This window comes from Tumebacillus amylolyticus, from assembly GCF_016722965.1.
Taxonomy (GTDB): domain Bacteria; phylum Bacillota; class Bacilli; order Tumebacillales; family Tumebacillaceae; genus Tumebacillus; species Tumebacillus amylolyticus.
On the sequence record NZ_JAEQNB010000001.1, the window covers coordinates 571101 to 595962 of the forward strand.

23 protein-coding genes are annotated in these 24862 nt (G+C 48.7%); 20 read left to right on the forward strand and 3 right to left on the reverse strand.

The window, feature by feature from the left end; genetic code table 11:
• Nucleotides 1-157 precede the first annotated feature (157 nt).
• The 8 genes from JJB07_RS02710 (at nucleotide 158) to JJB07_RS02745 (ending at nucleotide 11381) form a co-directional block, all read left to right on the forward strand.
• Nucleotides 158-979, forward strand: coding sequence for a TnsA endonuclease N-terminal domain-containing protein (locus JJB07_RS02710; protein ID WP_201630896.1), 822 nt, complete (start codon nucleotides 158-160; stop codon nucleotides 977-979).
• A gap of 5 nt (nucleotides 980-984) precedes the next feature.
• Nucleotides 985-3117 carry a Mu transposase C-terminal domain-containing protein gene (locus tag JJB07_RS02715; protein WP_236587568.1) on the forward strand — a complete coding sequence of 711 codons (2133 nt, stop codon included), beginning with the start codon at nucleotides 985-987 and terminating at the stop codon, nucleotides 3115-3117.
• Nucleotides 3110-4714, forward strand: a complete 1605-nt coding sequence (locus JJB07_RS02720) for an ATP-binding protein (RefSeq protein ID WP_201630900.1) — start codon at nucleotides 3110-3112, stop codon at nucleotides 4712-4714. Before JJB07_RS02715 ends, JJB07_RS02720 begins: the two co-directional genes overlap by 8 nt.
• 11 nt (nucleotides 4715-4725) lie before the next feature.
• Complete coding sequence (locus JJB07_RS02725) at nucleotides 4726-6597, forward strand: TnsD family Tn7-like transposition protein (protein ID WP_201630902.1); 1872 nt, start codon at nucleotides 4726-4728, stop codon at nucleotides 6595-6597.
• Nucleotides 6594-8135, forward strand: coding sequence for a Tn7-like element transposition protein TnsE (locus tag JJB07_RS02730; protein ID WP_201630904.1), 1542 nt, complete (start codon nucleotides 6594-6596; stop codon nucleotides 8133-8135). The genes JJB07_RS02725 and JJB07_RS02730 overlap by 4 nt, the downstream gene beginning before the upstream one ends.
• Nucleotides 8136-8317: 182 nt before the next feature.
• On the forward strand, nucleotides 8318-9658 hold the full coding sequence (locus JJB07_RS02735) for a helix-turn-helix domain-containing protein (protein ID WP_201630906.1): 1341 nt from the start codon (nucleotides 8318-8320) through the stop codon (nucleotides 9656-9658).
• Nucleotides 9659-9674: 16 nt separating this feature from the next.
• Nucleotides 9675-9890 carry a hypothetical protein gene (locus JJB07_RS02740; protein WP_201630908.1) on the forward strand — a complete coding sequence of 72 codons (216 nt, stop codon included), beginning with the start codon at nucleotides 9675-9677 and terminating at the stop codon, nucleotides 9888-9890.
• Between the two features lie 201 nt (nucleotides 9891-10091).
• A complete protein-coding gene (locus JJB07_RS02745) occupies nucleotides 10092-11381 on the forward strand; it encodes a helix-turn-helix transcriptional regulator (RefSeq protein ID WP_201630909.1) in 1290 nt (429 codons plus the stop codon).
• On the opposite strand, the gene JJB07_RS02750 is transcribed toward JJB07_RS02745, so the two are convergent.
• Nucleotides 11374-11631, reverse strand: coding sequence for an aspartyl-phosphate phosphatase Spo0E family protein (locus JJB07_RS02750; RefSeq protein ID WP_236587569.1), 258 nt, complete (start codon nucleotides 11629-11631; stop codon nucleotides 11374-11376). The genes JJB07_RS02745 and JJB07_RS02750 overlap by 8 nt on opposite strands.
• A gap of 412 nt (nucleotides 11632-12043) precedes the next feature.
• Here JJB07_RS02750 and JJB07_RS02755 point away from each other — a divergent pair, with 412 nt between their 5' ends.
• The 7 genes from JJB07_RS02755 (at nucleotide 12044) to JJB07_RS02785 (ending at nucleotide 17794) form a co-directional block, all read left to right on the forward strand.
• Nucleotides 12044-12367, forward strand: a complete 324-nt coding sequence (locus tag JJB07_RS02755) for a hypothetical protein (protein WP_201630910.1) — start codon at nucleotides 12044-12046, stop codon at nucleotides 12365-12367.
• A 388-nt stretch (nucleotides 12368-12755) separates the two neighbouring features.
• Nucleotides 12756-13043: a metal-sensing transcriptional repressor gene (locus tag JJB07_RS02760; RefSeq protein ID WP_201630911.1), complete on the forward strand. Its 288-nt coding sequence runs from the start codon at nucleotides 12756-12758 to the stop codon at nucleotides 13041-13043.
• Between the two features lie 17 nt (nucleotides 13044-13060).
• Complete coding sequence (locus JJB07_RS02765) at nucleotides 13061-14386, forward strand: MATE family efflux transporter (protein ID WP_201630912.1); 1326 nt, start codon at nucleotides 13061-13063, stop codon at nucleotides 14384-14386.
• Complete coding sequence (locus JJB07_RS02770) at nucleotides 14380-14583, forward strand: hypothetical protein (RefSeq protein WP_201630913.1); 204 nt, start codon at nucleotides 14380-14382, stop codon at nucleotides 14581-14583. Before JJB07_RS02765 ends, JJB07_RS02770 begins: the two co-directional genes overlap by 7 nt.
• 199 nt (nucleotides 14584-14782) lie before the next feature.
• Nucleotides 14783-14980 carry a cation transporter gene (locus JJB07_RS02775; protein WP_201630915.1) on the forward strand — a complete coding sequence of 66 codons (198 nt, stop codon included), beginning with the start codon at nucleotides 14783-14785 and terminating at the stop codon, nucleotides 14978-14980.
• Nucleotides 14981-15058: 78 nt separating this feature from the next.
• Nucleotides 15059-17473, forward strand: coding sequence for a heavy metal translocating P-type ATPase (locus JJB07_RS02780; protein WP_201630916.1), 2415 nt, complete (start codon nucleotides 15059-15061; stop codon nucleotides 17471-17473).
• A gap of 27 nt (nucleotides 17474-17500) precedes the next feature.
• Nucleotides 17501-17794 (forward strand): metal-sensitive transcriptional regulator, encoded by a 294-nt coding sequence (locus tag JJB07_RS02785; RefSeq protein ID WP_201630917.1) that lies wholly within the window; start codon nucleotides 17501-17503, stop codon nucleotides 17792-17794.
• Between the two features lie 50 nt (nucleotides 17795-17844).
• Here JJB07_RS02785 and JJB07_RS02790 read toward each other — a convergent pair whose 3' ends face one another.
• The gene (locus JJB07_RS02790) at nucleotides 17845-19092 is read right to left on the reverse strand and encodes a hypothetical protein (RefSeq protein WP_201630919.1); all 1248 of its coding nucleotides are present in this window, start codon (nucleotides 19090-19092) and stop codon (nucleotides 17845-17847) included.
• A gap of 120 nt (nucleotides 19093-19212) precedes the next feature.
• Between JJB07_RS02790 and JJB07_RS02795 the strand changes: the two genes are divergently transcribed.
• From JJB07_RS02795 to JJB07_RS24345, 3 genes are all read left to right on the forward strand, one after another.
• Nucleotides 19213-19935: a cytochrome c biogenesis CcdA family protein gene (locus JJB07_RS02795; RefSeq protein WP_201630921.1), complete on the forward strand. Its 723-nt coding sequence runs from the start codon at nucleotides 19213-19215 to the stop codon at nucleotides 19933-19935.
• A 211-nt stretch (nucleotides 19936-20146) separates the two neighbouring features.
• Nucleotides 20147-20878, forward strand: coding sequence for a ZIP family metal transporter (locus tag JJB07_RS02800; protein ID WP_201630923.1), 732 nt, complete (start codon nucleotides 20147-20149; stop codon nucleotides 20876-20878).
• Nucleotides 20862-22217, forward strand: a complete 1356-nt coding sequence (locus JJB07_RS24345) for an ATP-binding protein (protein WP_201630925.1) — start codon at nucleotides 20862-20864, stop codon at nucleotides 22215-22217. Before JJB07_RS02800 ends, JJB07_RS24345 begins: the two co-directional genes overlap by 17 nt.
• Before the next feature lie 63 nt (nucleotides 22218-22280).
• Here JJB07_RS24345 and JJB07_RS02810 read toward each other — a convergent pair whose 3' ends face one another.
• Nucleotides 22281-23819, reverse strand: a complete 1539-nt coding sequence (locus JJB07_RS02810) for a multicopper oxidase family protein (protein ID WP_201630927.1) — start codon at nucleotides 23817-23819, stop codon at nucleotides 22281-22283.
• A gap of 192 nt (nucleotides 23820-24011) precedes the next feature.
• On the opposite strand from JJB07_RS02810, the gene JJB07_RS02815 reads away from it, so the two are divergent.
• Entirely contained in the window at nucleotides 24012-24179 is a 168-nt protein-coding gene (locus tag JJB07_RS02815; RefSeq protein ID WP_201630929.1) for a hypothetical protein, read from the forward strand.
• A gap of 125 nt (nucleotides 24180-24304) precedes the next feature.
• Complete coding sequence (locus JJB07_RS02820) at nucleotides 24305-24862, forward strand: TlpA family protein disulfide reductase (protein WP_201630931.1); 558 nt, start codon at nucleotides 24305-24307, stop codon at nucleotides 24860-24862.

Here is a 24862-nt window from a genome sequence, read left to right on the forward strand (position 1 = left end):
AATAAGGAAAAGGCCTCCTGTATTAGGACAAAAAAGTTCTTTACTGGTCAAAAAAGTTCTTTACCGGACAAAAAAGTTCTTTACTGAGACTGTTTGCCATGAGAAAATCATGGCAAACAGTCTTTTTTTAATTGGGCGTTAAAAATGGAGGTGTAGTATGTCAAAACGCGACCGTACATGGACAGAGGAGAAAATTGCAAAGTACATAAAGGCAGGCAGAGGGCTTGGCGAAGGGAGGCATTACAAACCCTGGTTAACCGTACAGGACGTACCGGCAAACTCAAGAGCCCACCGTATCCCAGGAAATAAAATAGGCCGTACTCATCACCTTATGTCAGATATCGAAAGGGATTATTTCTATATTCTTGATTGGCTTGACGAAGTTATCGATATCAGAGAGCAATTCCCGTTAGAGAGGGAGTTGACGACGAAAATCGCAGAGCAGAAAAACATCAAGCATTCAGTTGACGTTAAAACACGAACCCCGCTCGTAATGACAACAGATTTCCTCATCACACTTCGTAGGGACAACAAGGTCTTCCATATTGCTCGTACAATAAAGCCTGCAGAAAAGTTGAATGATCCTCGTGTCATTGAAAAATTCGAAATAGAGAGAGAATACTGGGCGACCAAAAATGTTAGTTGGGCGATCGCTACAGAACGTGGTATGCCCACAGTCCTTTGTGGAAACCTCGAGGCAATTCGAAGTTATCTGCATGTTGATGAGGAAACTCAAGAAGTCGCCGGAGAGTTCCTGAGGTATCTCTCGAAATCAAAAGCAAGTACACTTTCTGAGGCATTCCGAGAGTTTGAACAAATGCACTTTTTAGAGTCGGGGGCTGCGTTACTTTGCTTTAAGCATCTGCTGATCGCAAAAACAATCTCCATCAATTTGAGTGAACGTATCAACCTTCATATGAAGCTGGAAGAAATACAGATTCGAACAGAACGAGAGCACATAACGAGGTGGGCCACATGAGGTTCATGGTAAACGACTTGCTAAAGGAGAAGTCTGGTGAATGCACGTACCGAGTTTTATGGATCGATCCTGAGCAAATTCAGTGTTACTTAGTCGATGTAGAAAGCCAGAGCGCCTTCCCAGTTCTACGGAAAATTAGTGAGATCAATGACGAAATTGTATTGGGGGATCTTCATAAAATCAAAGAAGATCCGTACTTTCCCCGTATTGGGCCTGATGTTTCCCCAGCCCATCTTGAAAAACGGAACCATGCTTGGAATCTAATTTCAGAAATGGTAACTCAGGAACCAGACGTTTATGATAGGGACCGCCGTGGTGAAATGGTCAAGTTGCTTTTGGAACAACACAACACGACCAAACCTACAGTCTATAAGAATCTTCGACGTTACTGGCAGCTTGGTAAGACACCAAATGCACTTTTACCTAACTATCATAAATCTGGTGGAAAAGGGAAAGAGAAAAGTGCAGGAGAGGCAAAGCGTGGACGTCCGCCTATTTATGGTGAGGAAGGGGTAAACGTCGATGAAAGCACCAAGAAAACCTTCCGTATCGCACTGGAAAAATATTATTTAACGAGGAAGAAAAACAGCCTGCCTGCTGCCTATGAAATGATGGTGAAGGAGTTCTTTGCCAGCGATATCTACTACGAAAACGGTATTCAACGAGTCTTGCTCAATGATCTGAACATGATACCGACACTTCGTCAGTTCAAATACTGGTACTACAAAGAGTATAAAGCGCAAGACACAATTATCGCCCGCGAAGGAAGGACGAAATTTGAGAAAGATCATCGGGCTATCCTTGGTTCATCAACATTTGAAACCTATGGTCCGGGTTCGAGATTTCAAATTGACGCTACTGTTGTGAACGTCTATTTGGTCTCACGTTATAACCCAGACTGGATCATCGGTCGGCCAATTATGTATATGGTTGTTGATGTGTATAGTCGAATGGTTGTGGGCATGTACATTGGACTGGAAGGTCCATCTTGGTTGGGGGCTATGATGGCCCTTGCAAACGCAGCTTTTGACAAAAAATCGTTCTGCGCGCAGCACGGCATTCCCATCGAAGAAGAGATGTGGCCTTGCACGTACCTCCCCGAAATCTTGTTAGCAGACCGAGGTGAGATCGAAGGAGTCAAAGTTGAAAGTCTTATGAACGCTTTTCATATCCACGTCGAGAATGCCGCCCCTTATCGCGGAGATATGAAGGGGATCGTGGAACAATATTTTGATACACACCAAGAGAGGGTAAAACCATTTCTGCCTGGTTACGTTGAAAAGGATTTCGGTGAACGGGGCTCACAGGATTACCGCCTTGCCGCAAAGCTTACTATCGAACAATTTACCCAGATCATGATCAAACAAGTCTTATACCATAACAATAAGCATTACCTTAACGAATACATTCGTGACGAAGACATGATTCGCGATGGAGTTGAACCCATTCCCATTGAGATTTGGAAATGGGGAATTAAGAACCGATCAGGGAAATTGCGTTCCTACCCTGAGGATCAAGTTCGAATGCATCTATTGCCACGCGGGAAAGCAACGGTCACCTTTAAAGGAATTCAGTTTGAGCAGATGCGGTACAGTTGTGATCGAGCCTTACGAGAGGGATGGTTCACCAATGCAAGAGCGAAGGGCAGTTGGAAGGTGACCGTTCACTATGACCCAAGAAATGTTTCAATCATCTACCTATGGGATGAGAATTCTAAAACCTTCGAAGAATGCCATTTGCTTGAGTACGTTGAACGATACGAGAACAAATCACTCGACGAGGTCCGATATCTACTTGCCAAAGAAAAAATGATGAAACATGGACATCAGTCTACTCAATTGCAGGCCAAAGTTGACTTCATGATGGATGTAGAAAGTATTGTCAAACAGGCCGTCAAGGAGACAAATAAGCGTCAGACAAACACATCCAGTAAGGCGCAACGGGTGAAAAGCATAAAAGAACACCGAAAAGTTGAGAGGGAAGAGCGGCGAAAAGAGGAGTCATTTGTTCAACCTACTCGTGCGGAGAAGCAGGCAGACATCATCCCGTTTTCATCCAAGCAAGAAGAGGAGGACTTTAGCCGACCGTCGATCAAAGAATTCCTCCGTAGGGAAAAGGAGCGAAAAGGCGATGAGTGATGAGGTTCAACAGCTTTTTGAGGAACGGAAATTGCAGTGGAAAGCAGTTTACAAAAAGCAGCAACTTCCAGAATATGATGGTAATCCCTTGATCGAAGCCCTACCTCCTGTTCTCTCGATGGGCGAAGCCTATCGTGAGATGTCAAGAACCCAACCATACGACGAAGCGGAGCGAATGTTGTCTCTCGAGTTGCGCTACCAAGCCCTGTATCGATTGCAACACTTCTTTCAGCCAGTCACAGATCATCTTACTTTGGAAAGAAAGTTGTCCAGCCTAATTCGTTCAGGATACATTTCTCGCAACCCTCTTGATCCAAAACAGGTACAAATGCTAACCGGGGTACCGGTTCCAGGGTTGCGATCGACTGCTTCTAGCCTTACATTTATGGGCTTTTCGGGCATGGGAAAGACAACGGCCATTGAACGAGTCCTCTCTCTTTATCCGCAGTGCATCTTGCATGAACACCCCGTAAATCGTATTCAACTGGTTTGGCTCAAACTCAACTGTCCGCATGACGGCTCACTCAAATCTCTATGCATGGATTTCTACCGCAAAATTGATGACATTTTGGGAACGAATTACTACCCGAAATACGGTCAACGACGCAACACGATAAACTCGATGGTCGCCAATATGGCAATTGTTGCTCGCATTCATTGCATTGGTGCCCTCGTTATAGATGAGATCCAGCATTTGTTGACGGCTAAGGAGAAAGGTTCAGAGCAAATGATGAACTTTTTTGTCTCTCTGATTAATGAGATCGGCATACCTGTGATTCTAATTGGGACCATGAGGGCTCGAACCATTCTCCAACAGGATTTCCGCCAAGCACGACGTGGCAGTGGTATAGGAGATATGGTCTGGGAACAGATGGAGCCTGATGAAGACTGGGACATGCTGATCGAAACTATGTGGCGTTACCAATGGACAAGAGAGCGTGTTGAATTAACCGAAGGATTGAAGAAAACCCTCTATGATGAGAGTCAGGGCATTGTCGATATCGCTGTCAAACTCTACTCTCTCTCTCAAGGGCGTGCGATGGAGACCGAGCGTGAGAGGATTACACCTGCACTGATAAAGCAGGTTGCGCGTGAGGATTTAAGACTTGTCCAACCGATGTTGAACGCTTTGCGGTCGGGCTCATTTTCCGAAATTGAGAAATATGAAGACATCATGCCTATGGATCTTTCCTCTTGTCTCCAAACACGTCAAAGCAAAATCGATCTGAGAGCAACCATCCAAAAAGAGAAAGAGAAACAAGAAAACGCAAGTAAGCAATACGAATCCTCCGTTACAGAAAAGGCAATCCATGCTCTGCTCACCATGGACGTAGAAGCTAAAGTGGCTGAAAAAGCGGTTGTTCACGTTCTCAAGGAGAGTGGGGAGAAGAACATTACGAGAGTGGTTTCCCTAGCGATTGACTTTATCGAGGAACAAAAAGTACAAAAGCAACAAAGGCAGAAAACCCGCAAGCAACCTCCACAAAATGAATTGAAGGCCATCGTGGAAAAAGGGAAGGAACACAAACACTCAGCCTATGAGTCGTTGGTAGAGGCTGGTTATGTCGTGGAGCCGTTGCATGAGTTTACTATCTGAGGAGGAAGTGTATGCTTGGTTTTTTTCCACAGCTTTATCCGGATGAGTTGCTGTATAGTTGGTTCGCAAGATATCACTTGTACTGCAATAACGCGAGCCCCAAGCAAACGATGATAGACCTCTACGGTGATGAGAAACAATTGGCTGTGCCGGACTTGCCTACAAACCTTGAAGAAATCAATGGGCGAGTCCGGCATTTTATCAAACAAACAGCGGATGATTGGATCTCCCAACATACCTTTTTCAGATTCTACACATCCTTCGCACTGCCTGAGTTTAGGGCTCGTGCCCAAGAGACCATGAGAACGAACGCTCGTGACAGTTCCTTGCACATGTTAACGGGCGTTATGGCGAGCACCTTCAAAGATAAGAAGTACTTCGAGTACTGCGCGATTTGCGCAGAGGAGGACTTGAAAACCCACGGGGAGATGTATTGGCATCTCCCGCACCAACTTCCTGGTGTACTGGTCTGTACAAAGCATGGGGTTCCCCTACGTAAGAGTTTGGCTCCGTTTCGACCAGACAACAGGCATCACTACGTCGCTGCGACTCGAGAGACTTGCCCGTCACTTGCTCCGATCATTTCATATGATCCCAAGACAATGGAGCATCTGCAAGAAATCTCCTTAGAAGCTGAGCGACTTGTTCAACGAGATTATACGTTTGACCGAGAGGCCATCCGTCAGACTTACTTGGTCCTGTTACAGAAGCAAGAGTTAGCAAGAGGCAAAAGTCACGTGTACCAGAGGAAACTGGCGGAACAATTCCGGGCTTTTTATGGTGACGAATGCCTACGTATCCTACAATCCGAGGTTTCGATGGAGGGCGAGAATTCTTGGCTTCGAGCGATCACTCGCAAACACCGAAGGGCGTTCCACCCGATCCGGCATTTGCTGCTTATCCGATTTTTGGGCGAGACTTTGGAGTCGATATCCTCCCAAATACATACCCCATACAACCCTTTTGGAGATAGCCCTTATCCGTGCCTCAACCATGCAGCAGATCACTTTCGTGAATCGATCGTAAGCGATCTGAAAATCACGAGGTGTACCGACACGGGCAAGCCGGTAGGGACGTTCACGTGTAATTGCGGATTCCAGTACTCTCGCAGGGGGCCAGATCTTATAGAGACCGATCGCTTTCGAATCGGAAGGATCAAGGAGTTTGGGCCTGTTTGGCAAAGTCGACTGGAAAAATTGATTCACGTCGAAAAACTCTCCTATCGGGCAGCGGCTCGTATGTTGGGTGTTGACCCAAACACAGTGATCAAGTATTCCAAGCAATCGATCCCTAGCGTCATGGTTGAGCCCTCGAAGCCATGTGATCTGTTAGAGATTAAGCAAAAGCAGTGGGTCGACCTGCGCACTCGCTACCCACATGCTGGTACTACCCAGCTTCGTAAAGAGGACAATGCTCTCTATAGCTGGCTGTACCGAAATTGCCGTGACTGGCTGGCTGCGAATTCTCCAATGCCTACGGATAGCAATCAGTCAAAGGCGAGAATTGATTGGGGCGCTAGGGATCTCCGTCTTTCGAAACAGATCCATAAGGCCGCGCAACAGTTACGTCAAGAAACCCCACCGATCAGAATCACTCTGCATGGAATTGCCAGAAGAGTCCGAAGCAAAGCGCTAATTGAGCAACACTTGGACAAACTGCCCGAAACCAAAAAAGCACTGACGAAGTTGAGCGAATCAAAGGATGCATTTCATGTTCGCCGTATCCATTGGGCTGTACAAAAAATTCGGGAAGCAGGGGAAGAGCTGGTAGAGTGGCTGATTCTGAGAGTTGCCGCAATCAGGCAGCCGCTCAGTTTAGCGGTCGAACAAGAGATTCACAATGCTATGATTGATCCAGCCTTTGCAGAAAGGAGCGCCCTGTGAAACTGCGAATTAATGATCGGCAGTTAACCAATCGAACAGTAAAACTCCACTGGTTCGGAAACGTTCGAAAGACCCAGTACAACACTTGGAGAATTCGAGTCGGGTTCGAGAGCGATGGCGAACTCATTACCATAGACCGACCATTGGCGACACTCCCAATGCTTCGAATCGGGGAGCCCTACCACGACGGGGTTCCTCTCTCCTCTCAAAAAAAGGCCGATCTGGTAGACACAGTTTCGATTCCTGTTGAGGCGAGATCGTGGTCCTCAACGGCCCTGCAAGTATGTAGGCCGTTCAACTACTACCTGTACCGCCATCCGGAGTTGATCAACCAACGAGTTCACTCATTTGAATCTGGCGGCCGTGTATTTCACATTCCACATGTTGAACTGATCCGCGCATTATTTGCCCTGCACAAGCCTCTCTGCAATGCGATGCTCCATCCAAACGGGTTGGCCTTCATAGTGGAACGATACAATCAAATTGAGGGCAAGTTGGGAATTCGATTTTCCAATGAGGTTGCGGCTACCTCTTTGACAGAGGATTTTGTACACCATGTTGCTTGGATCATTTCAAAACAGGATGTCCTCCGATCCTACGAATCCATTTTCAGTGCGGCTTATGCAAGTCACCATCCCCAGTACGGGACGCCACTTTCATGTGTTGTGCCCCGACTCGACAACGTGACGATTACGTTCAGAGGACTGGAGTCAGGCAACGAGGTTCTGGTATTGGAAGTATTACGTATAGGCGGACTCGATCTTGACCTGCAAAAGATCATCTACAGGCATCCGTTGATCAAGGAGAAATCCTACGAGCAGGGGCATAAAAAGCGACGCATCCTGCGACCTGATGACGAGGGTTACGATATTGTGGATGAGATCCCCAAAGTAGATTCTCACCAGCCGGTTGTTTCGCACGAACCGACCGTCGTCGGATATTCCAAACGAGCCGAAATCGTGCGGGAAGCGGAGAGCTCTCGGGTGATTCATCAAGGGGGCGCATATGTCGAGAGACTAGGGAAGGGCGGAGCACTTGTTACCGCCAGCGTAGATGAATCTTTCGTTGGCGGTAAAACACAGCCGGTGGACATTCAAAGCCTTGAGATTACACAAGGAGCAGCACACGGAGAATTGAGAGAGTTTTTGGCCATGATACAAAAACTTCGCGCACTTCGCCCTGATCTCGAAATTGATACGAATATCGTTGATCTCCCGTTGGGGCGTCGGTTTTCAAACCTGCCCAATGGTGACCGTAGAAAGTGTGCAGTGGTTCGTGTGCGACGCCAAAGGAGATTGTTCTTCATCTTGGAGGTTGCTAGGCCAGATGGTCATTCTCTTTCCACATTGGTGCTCTATCCAACAACACTCGATCCAAGAGACAATCACAACCTCATCCAAGAGATCTTGCACAACCTTATTTACAATCAAGGCCATTGGGATCTTCAAACGATTGTATCCGCACGAACGCGTAAGCTTCGCCACACTCGCTCATGGGTTGAGGACTGGGCGAGAAGAGTCTCCGATACTTTGAAATAACAAGCCGACTTCAAAGCAAAACCTCCGGTCTACTCACAAGTAGACCGGGGTTTTTTTGTATCGTTTTGAATTGATACGAAGGCATAGTAAAAGACAATACAGCTTTTAAGAGGAAACTCTGTTATAATTATGAAATCTTTGTTATAATTGTCTGACGTAAAATAAGAACGGGAGGGCTCGGCATGAGCGAAAACATAAACATGCTGGTTTTGGGTCAAAAAATCCGCGAATGGCGTAAAGCTGCGGGTATGACTCAAAAAGAGCTGGCAGAAGGAGTTACCTCAGAATCTTTGATTAGCCAATTGGAGAATAATTCGTACCCCACCCTGCCGAATGAGGAAATCTTGGTGGGGATTTGCAGTAAATTGGGCAAGCCGGTCAGTGAGCTTTTCGCTGAGTCCGGGATCGACAAACGCCTCTGGGACAATGAGGTCTTGCTAGACCTGATCAAGGTCTTGTTGCACCAAAAAGATCTGGATCAGGCATACGAATCAATCCAAGAACTCATGGGGCGAGACAATGTTGCCGAACACCAAAAGTACCGGCTCACTCTTTGTCTTGGGGAGTATCACATCCGAAAACAAGAATGGCCTCAGACAATCGAAATACTCACAGGACTGGCAGATGAGTTACAAGGTAAGAGAGAGGCATACGGCCGTTTGCTGGCTGACCTGTATAATCTCCTCGGCACTGCATGGTATCTTTCGACGAAGTATCTAGATGCCTATAAAAACTACTCGTTGGCGTTCCAATATAGCAACAAGTTCCATGAGCCAGACCTACTGTTGGCTCGGATTACCTACAATCTTGGCAATACTTGTCGACAACTGCGATACCACGAAGAAGCGAAGGAATACCTAGAAAAAGCACGTACATACTTTGTTGATTTAGCTGATCATCTGAACTTGGCAAGATCTTTGTATCTCCTCGGAATTGTGCACCGAAATATGGACGACTTCGAAAATGCAGGGAGATATCTAAAACAATCTTTAGCACTCTACGAATCCCTTGAAATCTTTGAATGGGTTGAGACTGCCAAGCGAGTATATGCGTTCTATGTTTTATCGTACGATCATCCGCAGGAAGCGATTGAAGAATTGAAGTCTCAAGCATCGTTATTGAAAGACTCAAAGGATTTCAATACCTTGGCATTAACGTACGCACGCATTGCCGATCTACATCTAGAATCAAAGGAAACAAGTGAGGCTGGCCGTTTCGTTGGAATGGCAGCAAGTCTATTCGAACATGTCATCGAAGCACCGAATGAAGAGTATTTTGCTCATGTTTTGGCGACGAGCGCAAAGTACAATTTACAGCTTAACAAGTTTGATGACTGTATTGAACTGGCATTCAAGTCTGCAGAGATTCTTGGTAAAATGGATCTAGATAGGGACATGGCGGAATCTTTGGAAATTGTCAAATCTGCCTACAAAGCAAAGGGCGACACGTCCAAGGCATTGGAGACAGCGGAGCAAATAAACACAGTATTGTTCCGAACATTAAGACCGCAGGTTATGCCCTAACCAAGGAGGATGAATTATGAAAAAAATGCTTCTTGCAGTCGTGGCTTTTTGCTTTGCATGGAGTTTTACTAGCAATACGATCAATCTTTCTAATGCGGCAGCGGTTGAGGATCCAGGTCCGTTGAGGGTATCTAAACTTGCAGCAGTAGAAGATCCGGGTCCTTTGTTCATTTCCAAACCAATGTCCTTCTTTGAAGATCCGGGTCCCATGGGGATTACGAGAAACGCTTAAAACCGCATTGCTTAGATCTCCCGCTCTTGGCGGGGGATTTTTTTATGCTCAATAACGCCGTATTTCTACAATTAACTAAAGATTTATTGTTGCTACGCTACGGGTTAAGATAACTGCATATAAAGGGTTCCGATCTAACAGCAAATGAGTTCAATATCTTGCAAAGGCACCCCTTAACTCTACGAAACAGGAGGCAATTACATGTCACTTGGTACGAAGATCAGAGAGTTACGGCTCGTCAAAGGTCTTACTCAATCCCAACTTGGTGAGGGACTGGTTACTCCCAGCATGATCTCGCAGATCGAATCGGACAAGGCCAATCCCTCCTACAAAGTCCTTGAAGCGATTGCCATGAGACTAGAGGAGCCGCTTGAATACTTCTTGGCGGATGTCGCAGCCCAGATGGAGCAGACAAACAGCCTCAAAGTGGCAATCGCCTTCATGAAAGCTGAAAAGTATGACCGCGCCGTTACGTTGATGGAGCTTCTGTTGGAAAACTTGTCGCCGGGCATGAACGAAGCGGAATTTCGTTACAACATGGGGATCTGCTACATGAACATGGGGGAGTTTCAGAAATCAGAGGCATCACATGTACAAGCTTTGAAGCTGTATGAGTTGAAGCTCGACTTCGAGGGGGTGATCAAAGTATTGATTCAGTTGGGGCTCGTGTTCATGAACCAGAAAAAGCCCCACAAGTCTATCTACGAGTGGAGACGGGCGCTGGCTCTTTTTGATAATTTGCTTCACAGTCAACCATTGCTCAAATCGGAAGTGCTGATGCATCTCGCCGGTGTTTCCAACCAGTTGGGCGAGTTTCAGGACTCCCTTTTGTATTATCAGGAGGCCTACAAAATGCTCCACAAAACAAACAACCTCAAGGAGATCGGGCTGCTCTACATGGAGATGGGGTCGAGTTACGCGCAAACGCAAGAGTACGAAAAAGCCGGCGAGTACGCCCAGCAGGCGATTGCGATTTTTGACTCCCTGAACATCATCAAACTCAGGTTGAGGATCAATATCCAATACGCGGTCACTCTCCGGGAGCAAGGGAAGCCCGAGGAATCCATGAAGATACTCGAAGCATGTATCAAGACGTGCCACCATCAGTCACTCGAGGAAGAACTCTGCCACATCTATGGCGAGGTAGCTCTTCACCACTACTTCCAACGTGAATTCGATCAGGCTCGAGAAGCGGTTCAGCATGGGCTTGCCTCCTTGTCTATTGATTCCCTACCTACAGGGCATTTGTACAAGACTTTGGGTAAAATTGACGCAGCATGTGGGGACGTTTCCTTGGCTCTTCAAAACTTTAAGATGGCAGTCAACGTGTATCGGGAGCAAAGTCGGCATCTCGACTTAGCGACGAGCTACAAGGAGATTGCAGATCTGTACGAAATGATGGGCGATTTCAAAAAGGCCACGCAGTATCTCAATCTCATGAACGAAGCCTATATGGAAAACCTGCGAGAGCGTGGAATCTTGCTCACGTAAGCGTACTGAAGTGGGAACCATCATCTGTTGTTTTTTCGCTAGACTTGAGACGTTGGGCTTTCACAATATGTAGATCCAACTCCTGACTAATGGCGATCACACAGGCATCCGTGAGGGTGCCCTTTTCTTCATAGGCTTGTGTCATTTGTTGGCGTAATTGGTTGATCAGGGTCTCCAGTTCGAGTTCATGCTCCAAAACCGTCACACCTTTCACAAAAAAACAAGGTAGCATTTCGCTACCTTGGTTCAATCTATGCCGCCCAGGGGATACCAAAGCGACATTTAGGGAGGCCATCCAAAATGTCGTATTCCCCCAACCCATAGGTGAGAGAACCTACAAAATGAATGGTTTGCAAGGGCATACGGCAACACTCATCTTCATGAATGACCTCCCTTGCAAACTAATCGTAACAAAGAGGGTACACAACAACAATGGTTTAGTGGAATTATTACCTTGTTATAGAGATTGAAGTATTGAAAAGCAAAAGCATCCATTGGAGACAGGGCTGCTATCCTACTCGAATTCGCTTGCTGAGGGCGTTGGATGCTTTTTCAAGGGCATCGTAGCACGGTGTTCCAGCAATAACAAGGAAACAGTAAATTGAACAAAAACTGCGCGATTGAAGCTTTGACTGCTTAGTAAGGGAAGGATGTGCAAGCTGATGTTCAATGGTTGGAAAGAGGTACTTGTGAAATGGGAGGACGTAGAGGAGGGGAGGGTTCATAAAATAAATGGGGTATTGCTGACATCGGATCTGGCGCTTGGTATGTTTTATGGAGACGTGGAGATCCATCATGTAGGTTCAACTGCTAATTCAGAGGAATACGACCTAATCTATACCTTCGGACCACTTTTTCATGTAGGTGAGGATCAAGACTGGAAGAAGATTTTGCTTGAACTGCGGGACACCTCTGTTTTGGAGTTCGCGAGGAAGTATCCCCCCCTCGAATATCGCGAATTCAAAATGGAACGGGACGCTTTGTGAAAAAAGGCCGCTGCCAATGTAAGTTTGGCAACGGCCTTTTTTTGTAGGATGGTTCTAGCTTCTATTGTCGTTGAGCCTCCAAGCGACGACGAAGAGTACCCCTACGATAACTTCTCCTTTATGGGTGTAATAAAATTCGAGACCGGAGTTCATGAACCCACTGAGGATAATACGCACAACCATCCAAAGAAAAAATTTAGCCATTTTACTAGTCCTCCTTTTTTGACTACGGTGAATAAGGGCGCAAGAACAAAAAAGCCCCCTCACTAATAAGGGGGGACTTGTGAAAAAAATCGGGGGTTTTGAGTACTTCACAACCAGTATGACAAAAAAATTTCTTTGACTCATCCCCTCGGGGGGGATAAAATGCAGATAGGGAGTGAACTGCATGCACGAACATTCACATTCACATGAACACAAACATCGTAAAAAAGTGGTCAATCGTCTAGCGCGTATTGAGGGTCACGTTCGAGCGATCAAGGAAATGGCCGACTCGGACAGGGATTGCTCTGATATTCTCTTACAGATTGCCGCTGTACGAAAGGCACTAGACAACACGGCGAAAGTCATTCTACAAGATCATATCGAAAGCTGTGTTGCACATGCCATGACTCATGGCGAAGAGGGGCAGGTCTTGGAGGACCTTCGAAAAGCCTTAGAGCACTTCATTCGCTAGGGAAGGCTGGAACACAAATGTACGAGAAGCTACGAGTTATCCTCGCACTGGCGATACCGGCCATTGTCGAGAACATTTTGCAGACGGTCGTTGGATTTGTAGACACGCTGTTCGTCTCCCGGTTGGGTTTGGTCAACTTGACCGCCGTCGGTGTGACAAACTCGATCCTCGCGATCTACATCGCGGTTTTCATGGCGCTCGGGGTCGGGACTTCCTCGTTGATCTCACGAAGCATCGGAGCAGGTGACCTTACGCGTGCAAAAGCCATAGCGAGGCAATCGACTTGGATTTCAGGCGGGATTGGCCTGCTGTTTGGCTTGATCACTTTGTTTTTAGCAAGTCCTTTGCTAGAAGTAATGGGTGCAGAACCGGAAGTTCTCCAAGCAGCGACCGTTTATTTTCGAATTGTCGGGATGCCGGCTGTTTTTTTGTCACTCATGACGATATTCGGAAGTATACTGCGTGCCTCAGGAGATACCAAGTCGCCGATGCGAGTCGGTCTCTGGATGAACGCCGCTCACATCGTATTGGACTACCTCTTGATCTTTGGCCTGTGGAGCGTGCCGGGTCTTGGTCTCGCCGGGGCAGCTTGGTCCACGGTGCTGGTGAGGGCGGTCAGTACGGTCGCTTTGTATTGGAAGATTCGCCAATCACCCGTCTCTTTTCACTTGTTTGGCCGTTCCTCAGGAGAAGAACGGGCGACAGGCAAGGAACTGCTCACACTTTCCACGCCAACTGCCATTGAAAGATTGGTCATGCGTGGCGGGCAAGTTCTGTATTTTGGTCTCATCGTTCATTTAGGCACGTCCACATTTGCCGCGCACACGATCGCCGGAAACATCGAGTCGTTTGCCTATATGCCAGGCTATGGACTTGCTATCGCCGCCACGACTCTGGTAGGCAAAAGCATGGGGGCAAAACAGGAGCGTGATGCCTATTCGTACGCCATGCTGACGACAGCGGTCGGTGTGGTGATTCAAGCGGTGGCTGGGATCGTGCTTTTTACACTCACTCCGTGGTTTGCGCAGTGGTTTACTTCGGATCGGGATGTGATTGAACTGGTCACGACTGCGTTGCGCATCGACGCGTTTGGGCAACCCGCATTGGCGGTCAGCTTGATTTTGGCTGGTGCCCTGCAAGGGGCGGGTGATACCAAGAGCCCGATGTACAGTACACTGGTTGGCATGTGGGCAATCAGAATTATTGGGGTGTACATACTCGGGATTCACATGCAGATGGGAATTGCCGGTGTCTGGTTGTCCATTGTCATCGATTTGCTGATTCGAGCGGTGTATCTGTATCTTCGAATGAAAAAGAGATTTCAGGAGGGAATCGCATGGTGATCCAGGCAAATATGCCAGTGAATCGGATTGTAGAGGTGTGGGGAATAACACAAGAGGTCTTCCAAAGACTTAAGATTCAAGTCGACAGCAGAGAGACTTTGAAGGAACTTGTTCATGAAAATGAATTGCTTCACTTGATTGAGGAGCTGAACCATCTTGTCGGCAGCTCCGGAAAGACTTGCACGGAGGGTGGCTGAAAGGTTTAACAGAAGGAGTAGGTTACTTCTTGAAGCAACGATGAAAACGCGTGAGAGAAGGGCCTGTGAAAACGGGTCTTTTTTTGTTTACGCCGGGTCTCCTTTGGGGAAGATCGTAACGAACGATTTCACAACGGCTTGCATACCATATGGGGGTATGGTATTGTGGTTTCAAATCAAACAAAAGGAGCTGTTCCACATGACAAACGTCTTGAAGGTTGAAGGTATGTCCTGCGGTCACTGTGTCAAAGCCATCGAGGGGGCGCTGTCTGAAATCGGCGTCACAGGGAGCGTTGACCTTACCAACAAAACGGTTACCGTCGAATACGACGAGGCTCAAAAATCTTTGAAAGACATCAAAGCCACTATTGAAGATGCGGGCTACGATGTCATCTAACCGGCCGCTTCGTGCGGCTCTTTTTTTCAAACTCAACATACCCCATGTGGGTATCAATAGATGAGAGGGGGACTCTCAATGGAAATGAAACAAACCAGCCTTCAGATCACGGGTATGACCTGTGCTGCCTGTGCGAACCGAGTGGAGAAGGGCCTTCGAAAGGTGGAAGGTGTGCAAGAAGCGAACGTGAATTTTGCGTTGGAGCGGGCCACGGTTACCTACGATCCTACCCAGACGGACTTGACTGCATTTGAAGAACGCGTCCAAAAACTTGGCTACGGTGTCGCACATGATTCCGTAGAACTGGAACTCACCGGCATGACTTGCGCGGCCTGTGCGAATCGGATCGAGAAGGGCTTGAACAAAATGCCGGGCGTCACGAAAGCGACTGTTAACTTCGCGTTGGAGACTGCACACGTCGAGTACGCGAGCGGTGCCGTTACGGTGGAAGATATGACGCAACGTGTGAAAAAACTAGGCTATGAGGCCACTCCCAAACAGGAGAGCCGCGCAAGTGAAGGAGAACGCCGTCAAGTAGAGATCACCAAGCAGAAGCGCAAGTTTTTGATCTCAGCGCTCTTGTCCCTGCCGTTGCTTTGGACAATGGTTGGCCACTTCTCCTTCACCTCTTGGATCTGGACGCCCGAGTTTTTCATGAACCCTTGGGTGCAATTCCTCTTGGCGACGCCGGTGCAATTCGTGATCGGGGCGCAGTTCTACGTGGGATCCTACAAGGCCCTGCGCAACAAAAGCGCCAACATGGATGTCCTTGTAGCACTAGGCACTTCTGCTGCCTACTTCTACAGCTTGTACCAAACCATTGCCAGCTTCACAAACCCGCATCATAACGGCGTGGAACTCTACTACGAAACTTCTGCAATCTTGATCACGCTGATCCTGCTCGGCAAACTCTTCGAGATGATGGCGAAGGGCCGCACATCCGAAGCGATCAAAAAGCTTATGGGCCTGCAAGCAAAGACCGCCACGGTCATTCGCGAAGGCCAGGAACAAAGTGTGCCGCTCGAAGCTGTCATCGTCGGGGATCTCGTGCTCATCAAGCCGGGTGAGAAGATTCCAGTCGACGGCGAAGTACTTGAAGGCACCTCGGCGGTTGACGAGTCCATGCTGACAGGCGAAAGTCTCCCTGTCCACAAAGAACCGGGTGAATCCGTCATCGGCGCCACCGTTAACAAAAACGGTGTCCTGAAAGTCCGTGCGCAAAAAGTTGGCAAAGAAACAGCACTTGCCCAGATCATCAAAGTGGTGGAAGAGGCGCAGGGTTCCAAAGCGCCGATCCAACGGGTGGCCGACAAAATCTCTGGCATCTTCGTCCCGATCGTTGTTGGGATTGCGGTGGTCACGTTCTTCATTTGGTACTTTGGCGTCGATCCGGGCAATTTCCCAAGCGCGCTTGAAAAGCTAATTGCTGTCCTCGTCATCGCCTGCCCCTGTGCGCTGGGGCTTGCTACACCGACATCGATCATGGCAGGCTCCGGCCGTGCGGCGGAATTCGGCATCCTGTTCAAAGGCGGCGAACATTTGGAAGCCACACACAAACTGGACACCGTGCTGGTCGACAAAACAGGAACCGTTACCAAGGGAAAGCCCGAACTGACGGACGTACTGGTGTCCGGCACGCTCGACGAAACGGTATTACTCCGATTGGTTGCGAGCGCCGAGAAAAACTCGGAGCATCCCTTGGCGGAGGCCATCGTGGCGGGGGCTCTTGTAAAAGGCATCGACTTGGCACCGGTCGAGGGATTCGAAGCCATCCCAGGTTACGGCATTCGATCTGTCGTGGGAGGCAAGGAAGTCCTCGTCGGCACCCGCAAACTGATGATTCAACATCAGGTCGCAGCCGAAGAGGGATTCTCCGTGATGGAGACTTTTGAAATCCAAGGCAAAACTGCGATGCTGGTCGCTGTTGAAGGAACGTACGCAGGTCTTGTCGCCGTGGCCGACACCGTGAAGGAAACTTCCAAGGAGGCCGTCGACCGCTTGAAGCAGTTGGGTATCCAAGTCGTCATGATCACGGGAGACAATCAGCGCACCGCGAACACCATCGCCCGCGAAGTCGGCATTGAACACGTGCGTGCAGAAGTTCTGCCGGAGCAAAAAGCGGCAGAGGTCAAGAAATTTCAAGAGCAAGGCAGAGTGGTTGCTATGGTCGGCGACGGAATCAACGACGCTCCTGCCCTAGCGACTGCAGACATCGGGATGGCGATGGGCACAGGGACTGACATTGCCATGGAAGCAGCCGACGTAACCCTTATGCGTGGCGACTTGCGCAGTATCTCCGACGCAATCTTCATGAGCCGCAAGACGATGGCGAATATCAAGCAGAACTTGTTCTGGGCCTTGATCTACAACGCAATTGGCATCCCGATTGCTGCCAGCGGCTTCCTCGCTCCATGGGTGGCGGGTGCGGCCATGGCGTTCAGCTCGGTGTCGGTTGTACTCAATGCGTTGCGCTTGCAACGAGTGAAGTTGTAGGATGAAGGGTAGAGAGGGGGTCCTGCTATGGAGAATGAGAACGGACGAAGCAGTCACCATTCGCACAAAACGAAGTCAGACCTACTGACTCGATTGAATCGAATCGAGGGCCAAGTTCGCGGCATCAAGGGCCTCATTGAAAAGGACACCTATTGTGATGACGTGCTGAACCAGATCGCCGCCGTACAATCTGCACTTAACAGTGTGGGCAAACTCCTGCTGACCCAACATATGAAAACCTGTGTCGTCGAGCGGATTCAAGAGGGCGACCATGAAGTGATTGAAGAGTTGATGAAGACGATGGGAAAACTCATGAAATAACAGCACACAAAAAAGACCCGATGCCTATGGCAAACGGGTCTTTTTTCGTATTAGACGGCTTTGGCGATCTTCTCTAAGACGGTGAGGTCGGTGCCGAATTTGCACATCGCGTCGCAGTCACACCGGAGTTCGTTGAACAAGATGTAGGAGAGACGGAGCGATTCATTCGTGCGGAAGGACGGTCGTAACAGTTGGGCTTTGATCTCCTTCTCCCGCTTGTTCGGGGCGATGAGGAACAGTTTCTGGGCAGTGTGTCCCAATGAGAGCGAGAGATCATGCAGCCGCAGAATTCCGGAATAGATCGATGTGCTTTTTTCTACTTCGAAGGCGCTGATGATGTTGTGCTGTTGATCCAACCAGAGGACGTCGATCAGGGCCACAGTATCTCCAACGGCTTCCGGGATGTTTGGCAATGGCAGGGAAGACAGAGAGAATTCCCCGAGCTTGGTCCCATTCCATTCGCGGCTGTGATCGTTGCGCGCGATCCAGATCTTATACCCTAGCGCACGGCCGAGTTTGGCGAGGTGGTATTGCATCTCGCTGTGTGCATGCGTCTCTTCGAGGTCTTCAGCTACTTCCTTATGACGCTTTGCTTTGTATTTGTCTTTTTTGGGGTCTTCTGCCGCTTTCAATACAGTTTCATAGTTGGAATCCGTGACGAGTCGTCCCATCCCGACTTCAAACAGGAGGCCGCCGATCGCGCCGAAGTCCTTGGACAGTTGCGAGCGGAACGTATTGTTCGTTTCGATGATATGCTCTCTCATTTCCAAATAGGCAGTCCAAGAGCCGAGTTTGACCTTCTTGTTAAACAGCGCATTGAAGCCATTCACGATGGCGGTGTTAAACGGAGGGAACAAGGTGGGGTGCAGGAAATAGAGGATGTTGGCGACGGCCGGCCCCAACCCTTTGATTTGCAACTGGTCGAGCTTGAGGATTTCCTCCACGACTTGCTTTTCATTGGTGGCAGCAGAGCAGGCCTTGAGAAAACGACCAAAGGCAAGTTGGTTTTTCTCGTCTTCGTAAATGTCAGGTATACGCAGTTTCGGTTTCCAGAAAAAGGCATGTGCGGCACCTTCAAAGATTTGTTTTTGTTCGGAGATCACCGTAACCACCGTTTCAAGAGAAGATCCTTTGAAGTCGTTGCCAAACGTTCTCTGTTCAATTTCTCGGATCACATCTTGGAGACCCGTTTTGATCGTTCGGAATGCTTTCAGACGCTCTTCGTTGTTGAGAAACCAAGTATGGTAAACCGACTCGGTGTCGTTGCGGTAGTCCGTGATCAATTCAATAAATTCCATCTCTGCTAACCTCCCAGAACATTTCACAGTTTCCTAGCTTAATTATAACGGGACGAACTTCCGCAAATCCACACATTTTCTAGGTACGATAGAAACAAAAGCGTAAGGAGGGGACCGTCGATGTTTACAGCAGGAAATCCAACCTTTTGGATCGCGTTCTTGGCAGGGTTGTTGTCGTTCGTCTCGCCTTGCTGTCTGCCTTTGTATCCGTCTTACTTGTCTTACATTACAGGGGTTTCGTATGAGCAGATGCAAGACCAACGGGACCAAGGAGCGGTAAAAAGGCGTGCTTTGGCACACGCCCTGTTTTTTGTGTTGGGCTTCTCCATCATCTTTGTTGCACTCGGGCTCTCAGCAGGTACGATCGGGCGAGTGTTCTCTACTTATAGCACACTCATTCGCCAGGTCGGCGGGATCGTGATCATCGTCATGGGGCTGTTTATGGCGGGATTCCTGCGTGTCGAGTGGCTCATGCGTGAAATGAAATGGCACACGGCCAAAAAGCCGGCGGGGTATCTCGGGGCTGTTATCGTCGGGATCAGTTTTGCAGCCGGGTGGACGCCGTGTATCGGCCCGATTCTGGCTTCTGTGCTTGTCGTTGCCGCCACGAATCCGGTGAGCGGAATGAGTTTAATGGTGTTTTACTCGCTCGGATTTGCAATTCCTTTTTTGATCATGGCCTACACGTTGGGCTCCGTTCGTTGGTTGCTCAAATATTCCGGAATGTTGAGCAAAATTGGGGGAATCGGGATGGTCCTCATGGGTATCCTGCTGATCACCAATGCCATGACCTCGATTACGACATACTTGATCCGTATCTTCGGAGGATTTACAGGTTTCTAAAATGGAGTTGATATGTACCGGTGGCACAGCGGTCCGACATTTCGGAACGGAAAGCTACGCCTCCAAATCTCTTTCAGGGGGGATTTTTAGGGCCTGTTGGGTGTGGTACATGCAGAGAAGAGATGCCGGACCTGCTAGCCACATACAGTAAGTATCAGGACAAGATTGCGTTCTACGGGGATAAACCTAAGCGCTAGGGGGAATGAACAGAATGAATGAAGGGCTCAACGCTTTGATTTGGGGGATTGGCACGAGCGCAGTTGGGCTTGGATTGGCCGCCGTCGTGGTATTGCTGTTTCGGAGGTTCGTGATTAAAGTCATTGCGCCGGCACTTTGTTTATCTGCCGGCGTTATCTTTAGTCTGCTTCTCTTCCACCTTGTACCTGAAAGTCTTGAGGTTGCAAGTTTTTGGGTGCTTGTGATCGGGGTTGGTCTTGGGATGTGGGTCGTGAAAGTTTTGGATCACTGGTTTCATCGGGTGATCATCTTTACAGAGAATGCCGAACGTGACTTGTTGATCCGCAGTGGAGTCTTCGTCGCGCTCGGCATCTCACTACATAACTTTCCAAATGGGATCGCGTTGGGGGCTCTGTTGCATTCACAACCGAACATCGGACTCGACCTAGCGAAAGCGATGGTGGTACACTACATTCCGGAAGGCTTAACGATGGCTTTGCCATTGGTCGTTAGCCGGATGCGTATCTCGTTTCTTGTGGTGGCATATGGTTTGGCCGTAGTACCCACGGGGATCGGAGCTTGGATAGGTAGCCTTTTTGGGACAGTAAGTCCGCTTTTCACAGGATTGTTCTTGGCCGCCGCAATCGGCAGCATCCTCTACGTGGCAACGTTTGAGTTGTTGAAGCAAGGAATTTTACGTCTAGGATATGTGTATGGAATCGCGGCGGCCTTGGCCGGAGGGATATTGGGTGTTTTCATCGTCTAAAAAGCAATCACTTCAAACCAAAATTGCATGGATTTTGACGGGTTTGGCGTTTGTAGTCGTCGTCTTGGCAGCTTGGATTCTGGATTCGATCGACCATTACCACTTCATGCAATACGTTGATCAGAATCGGGAGATGCGCAACCAACGAATCGCCAACGTCTTATCGCAAGCCTACGAGCGAGATGGGGGATGGAAACAGCACACAGGGGAAGATGTCGCAAGATTAAGTTCCTTGGAAGGTTTGCACATCCATCTCCTGAATAGCGAGCATGAGAAAGTCTGGGCGAGTGACACGCCCTCCCAAGAAGGTGTTCACGACACGGTGACCATCCAGAGTGCCGGTCTAACGGTCGGCTACCTAGAGATTTCGTACGTTGATCCTGACTCATACAGCCAATTGGATTACCACTTTCGACAAGCGATGACGCAGGGCGTATTCAGCACCATTGTACCGGTGTTGATGATTGCGCTGGGTGTAAGCTGGTTCCTGTCACGTCGAATTTCACGGCCGCTCGTGGAGATGAACAAACTGGCAGGGCAGATGCGTCGGGGAAACTGGGGATTGCGTATTCAAAAACCGGGCGGAGGCGTAGAACTGACTCAATTGGCTGAATCGCTGAATCACCTGTCCGAAGAGTTGCAGAAACAGGATATGCTCCGCCGACATCTCACATCCGATGTCGCGCATGAATTACGTACTCCGTTGACAACGTTGAAAGGTCATCTCGAAGCGCTGAGTGATGGCGTTTGGGAACCCTCCAAGCAACGCTATGACACCATCAGCTCGGAGGTGGAACGGTTAATAGGCCTCGTGTCGAGTTTGGAGAAGTTGACGGCTGCGGAGAGTGACAGTCTGGACCTGAGAAACCAACCAATTGACTTGGTCGAGCTATCCAAAGACACTGTGGAACTGATCCAACCTTCTTTTGATCAAAAGGGGGTGAAACTGATCATGCACCCTGCTGAATCCGTCACAGTCATGTTGGATGCAGACAAATGGAAGCAGATTCTCTTGAATTTGCTGGACAACGCATTAAAGTACACCCCACCAGAAGGGCGAGTTGAAGTCACCATCAAAATGGCGAAAAGAAAGGTGGTTTTCGAAGTTTCAGACAAGGGTGTTGGGATTTCAGAGGAGCATCTGCCTTATCTATTTGAAAGGTTTTACCGCGTGGACCGATCCCGAAACCGATCAACGGGCGGTGCCGGAATTGGTCTTGCGATCGTCAATAAGTACGTAGAGGCTCATGGCGGGACCATACAGGTAGAGAGCAAAATTGGGTTAGGTACCACGTTTCGTATTGAGCTTCCAACTATAGAAAAAAGCCTTCCCCGTTAGAGCGGGAAGGCTTTTTTTTGACCTGTCGTAGCCGCAAAATAACTTAGAAAAAAGCCGGAGTTGTTACTCCGGCATGTTATTCGCGCTCGCGTCCGGGGTGAAGGATGGCTTGTAGCCTTCGTACTTCAGCTCCGTCATCATCCCGGCTGCCGCATGGTGCAGATCGTGGCAGTGGAACATCCAATCGCCGTCGTTGTTTGCTTGGAAGGCGATCACGTATTCTTCTCCGGGGCGAACATTTAGGGTGTCTTTCATAATGTCAGATTGAAGTGGTTGGCCGTTCTTCGTCAGGACTTGGAAGAAATGTCCATGCAAGTGCATCGGGTGATCGCTGGTGCCGACGTTTTTGAAGGTCACTTTGACCCAGTCGTCTTTTTTCACGGTCAGTGGCGGGATGTCGGGGAAGACTTGGCCGTTGATCGTGTATTTTTCCTCACCGGAGGCATCTTTGCTATTGTTCAAGATCATCTGGAACTCCTTATTGTATTTCTGGTCTTTGGGCGTTTCTTTCGCACCGTATTTGGTGAGGTCTACAGTCGACAGTTTGTCGTTGGAGGTGTGCTCCATTTGCGGTTTCTTTCCACCGACGATCACTGGGATGTTGATGTCTTCCGCTGCTGCGGAGTCGTTATAATCGTCAACCGTGAAGCTGTCACTTGCGGTGAATTCAATGTCATAACGCTCGCCCGGTGCGATGGCGACCAGTTCATTTTTCAGCTCGGTCGGGACTTGGATGGGTTGACCGTCTGTATCCGTAATTTTAAAGGGCTGATTATGCAGATTGATCAAGTGCGTTTGGAAACCAGCGTTGACGAAGCGCAACTTCACGCGCTCGCCGGCTTTGAGATTGATCGGCTGAATCTTGGAACCAGCCGCACCGTTGACTGTGAAGAGGTTGTACATTTGCTTCATCATCTCGTCATGAGAAGCGTTGCCGCTCATATTCATACTGCTGTGATCCATGCCAGACATCCCGGACATGTTGCTATGATCCATACCGCTCATCCCCGACATGCTGTTGTTCGAGCCAGCCATCCATTCGTCGAGGACGAGGGTTACGTCTTTGTCATACTTCACCGTGGGATTTTTCGGATCGACGATAATGGTGCCGTAGAGTCCCATGTCTTCTTGCTCCGCACTTTTCTGGTGGGAGTGGTACCAGTAGGTACCTGGTGTGGTCGCGGTAAATTCGTAGGTGAAAGATTCACCCGGTTTCACTGCGTTCTGCGTCACGCCCGGAATTCCGTCCATCGCGTTGGGGACCGGCAGACCGTGCCAGTGAATCGAGGTCGGGTCCGGCAGGTTGTTTTTCAGCGTGACGCGCACGGTGTCACCCTCCGTAACTCGGATCTGTGAACCCGGCACGCTGCCGCCGTACGTCCAAGCTTCAAACTGGACACCGTCTTTCAAGGTGATTTTTTTCGGCTCAGCAGTCAGGTTGAATTCCTTAACTGTCTTGCCGTTTTCAGAGATGACTTTTGCCTTTGCGACTTGAACTCTATTTGTAAAATCTCCGGGAGACTTCATAAAGACCATGAACCCGGAAGCGATAGCCAATGTGATAAAGGTTCCGCCAACGATCAATTTTGCCTTCTTGTTCATTGAGTTCTACCTCCACTCTTTCTGATCTGCATCCAGTATATTACCTAAATGTGTAGATGCAGTGTAGTAATACTGATTATTTTTTGCTCTGTCATCGTTACTCAATCATACCTGCAGGAAACCTACACTAAATGTACATAATTATGTTCTACGATTAGGAGGATCAAGTCTAAAGGAAGGGAAGAATATCAAATGAAAAAAATGATGCCCCTTGCACTGGGAATTGTACTGGTAGCAAGTCTGCTGACGGCTTGTTCCAGCAACTCCAAAAGCAACAACTCGGGGAATATGCCGGGCATGGACCACAGCAAGATGGACATGGGCGGCAACAACCAGCAAAATAATACCCAAACCAAGTAAAGCACGCAGTCCGCACGCCGAGTGCGGGCTTTTTTATACAGGATAGAAGGAAAATGCGGATATGCACTCATGGAAGCGGTACGTAAGAACACCATGCACTACTGGATTATGTAGGAGGGATCTGTATGCAGTACCGTGGGTTATTGACAGCCTTGTTGCTTATGGCTGTCTTGGCAGGAGTCAAGAATGCAAATGGGCTTGAGCAAAACGTCGCATCACGAAATGGGACTGAACCAGGAACGGTCGCTTCTTTGCCACAACCGGGTTATGCGGCTCCGGACTTCATCCTGACAGATTTAGAGGGTCGTCATGTGAAGATGAGCGAATTAAAGGGCAAGAAATTGTTTTTGAACTTCTGGGCCTCTTGGTGCCCGCCGTGCAATGACGAGATGCCGGACGTCGTAAAACTGAGCCAGAAGTACAAGGGGCAAGTGGAATTCTACGGCGTCAATCTAACCGCTCAAGACAAACTTGAGGCTGCACGAAAGTTCGTGGAAACTTACAAGGTCAACTTCCCAACCCTATTAGATCGCAACGGTGACGTCGCGCGGCGGTATCAGGCCTTCGCCATCCCGACCACCCTTACAGTTGACCAAAATGGGATTGTGGTGGATCGCCGAAATGGTCAATTGTCACCGACCGCAATGGAAGGATTAATTCGAAACTTGGTGGAGTTGAAGTGA

Excerpts from the sequence above, each read along its gene's own strand:
- JJB07_RS02715 (WP_236587568.1), top strand. The coding sequence starts at position 985 with ATGGTAAACGACTTGCTAAAGGAGAAGTCTGGTGAATGCACGTACCGA.
- JJB07_RS02790 (WP_201630919.1), bottom strand. The coding sequence starts at position 19,092 with ATGGAATTTATTGAATTGATCACGGACTACCGCAACGACACCGAGTCG.
- JJB07_RS02770 (WP_201630913.1), top strand. The coding sequence starts at position 14,380 with ATGGTGATCCAGGCAAATATGCCAGTGAATCGGATTGTAGAGGTGTGG.
- JJB07_RS02745 (WP_201630909.1), top strand. The coding sequence starts at position 10,092 with ATGTCACTTGGTACGAAGATCAGAGAGTTACGGCTCGTCAAAGGTCTT.
- JJB07_RS02810 (WP_201630927.1), bottom strand. The coding sequence starts at position 23,819 with ATGAACAAGAAGGCAAAATTGATCGTTGGCGGAACCTTTATCACATTG.
- JJB07_RS02785 (WP_201630917.1), top strand. The coding sequence starts at position 17,501 with ATGGAGAATGAGAACGGACGAAGCAGTCACCATTCGCACAAAACGAAG.
- JJB07_RS02735 (WP_201630906.1), top strand. The coding sequence starts at position 8,318 with ATGAGCGAAAACATAAACATGCTGGTTTTGGGTCAAAAAATCCGCGAA.
- JJB07_RS02765 (WP_201630912.1), top strand. The coding sequence starts at position 13,061 with ATGTACGAGAAGCTACGAGTTATCCTCGCACTGGCGATACCGGCCATT.
- JJB07_RS02775 (WP_201630915.1), top strand. The coding sequence starts at position 14,783 with ATGACAAACGTCTTGAAGGTTGAAGGTATGTCCTGCGGTCACTGTGTC.
- JJB07_RS02710 (WP_201630896.1), top strand. The coding sequence starts at position 158 with ATGTCAAAACGCGACCGTACATGGACAGAGGAGAAAATTGCAAAGTAC.
- JJB07_RS02760 (WP_201630911.1), top strand. The coding sequence starts at position 12,756 with ATGCACGAACATTCACATTCACATGAACACAAACATCGTAAAAAAGTG.
- JJB07_RS02755 (WP_201630910.1), top strand. The coding sequence starts at position 12,044 with ATGTTCAATGGTTGGAAAGAGGTACTTGTGAAATGGGAGGACGTAGAG.
- JJB07_RS02780 (WP_201630916.1), top strand. The coding sequence starts at position 15,059 with ATGGAAATGAAACAAACCAGCCTTCAGATCACGGGTATGACCTGTGCT.
- JJB07_RS02725 (WP_201630902.1), top strand. The coding sequence starts at position 4,726 with ATGCTTGGTTTTTTTCCACAGCTTTATCCGGATGAGTTGCTGTATAGT.
- JJB07_RS02815 (WP_201630929.1), top strand. The coding sequence starts at position 24,012 with ATGAAAAAAATGATGCCCCTTGCACTGGGAATTGTACTGGTAGCAAGT.
- JJB07_RS02740 (WP_201630908.1), top strand. The coding sequence starts at position 9,675 with ATGAAAAAAATGCTTCTTGCAGTCGTGGCTTTTTGCTTTGCATGGAGT.
- JJB07_RS02800 (WP_201630923.1), top strand. The coding sequence starts at position 20,147 with ATGAATGAAGGGCTCAACGCTTTGATTTGGGGGATTGGCACGAGCGCA.
- JJB07_RS02820 (WP_201630931.1), top strand. The coding sequence starts at position 24,305 with ATGCAGTACCGTGGGTTATTGACAGCCTTGTTGCTTATGGCTGTCTTG.
- JJB07_RS02720 (WP_201630900.1), top strand. The coding sequence starts at position 3,110 with ATGAGTGATGAGGTTCAACAGCTTTTTGAGGAACGGAAATTGCAGTGG.
- JJB07_RS02795 (WP_201630921.1), top strand. The coding sequence starts at position 19,213 with ATGTTTACAGCAGGAAATCCAACCTTTTGGATCGCGTTCTTGGCAGGG.